We start from the raw sequence: 583 nt of genomic DNA, 5'->3' as shown, positions 1-583 counted from the left end.
CGATACGGCCGAATGAGCCTCCTCGGCCGACACGTAAGCATCGGGAAGCAGAGGAGCAGGGCCAGCGATGCCGCGTAGTCCCTGACGCATTCGCGTTTCAAAGGACATCTCCAGGAATGTCTGCACCAGACGGTCCTGGAGCCGTTCGTTGGCGATGAAATCCCACAGCCACGTTTCCGTCGGGCCTGTGTCGATTACGAGCTGGATATTGTCGGGCAGCCCCTTTGGACGGGCCTCGCCCGTCAGTTCGGTCCACTCCGTCTCTAGAAATCTGTGGTGTTCCTCAGTGCGTTCCCACCGACCCCAACAGATACCGAGGATTTCGGTGGAGCCCGCCTTGTAGATACTTTCCTCATCCGCAGGTTCGAAATCTGGCACGACGAGCAGGCCGTTCTTGTCGAACCAATCGTTGGTATGCCCTTCCATCAAGAGGGTGCTGGTCAGAGTCCTGACGATCGCGTCGGTGGCCGCATCAGGCGAAAAGTCGTTGCCATCGTCGTCCTTCAGGACAACGCCTGCCATGGCCTCAAGCGTTTCTCCCTTGCGTATGGCCGCAGCGACGCGCTTATTTACGTCCTTATAC

The 583-nt window shown here is 58.5% G+C and carries 1 pseudogene; it reads right to left on the bottom strand.

Annotated features, from left to right (window positions below):
* Nucleotides 1-583, bottom strand: a pseudogene (locus EN780_RS36880) (hypothetical protein); the annotation flags it as partial.

The organism is Mesorhizobium sp. M4B.F.Ca.ET.089.01.1.1, assembly GCF_004022605.1.
Lineage (GTDB): Bacteria > Pseudomonadota > Alphaproteobacteria > Rhizobiales > Rhizobiaceae > Mesorhizobium > Mesorhizobium abyssinicae.
This window is presented reverse-complemented; position numbering and strand designations above follow the sequence as displayed.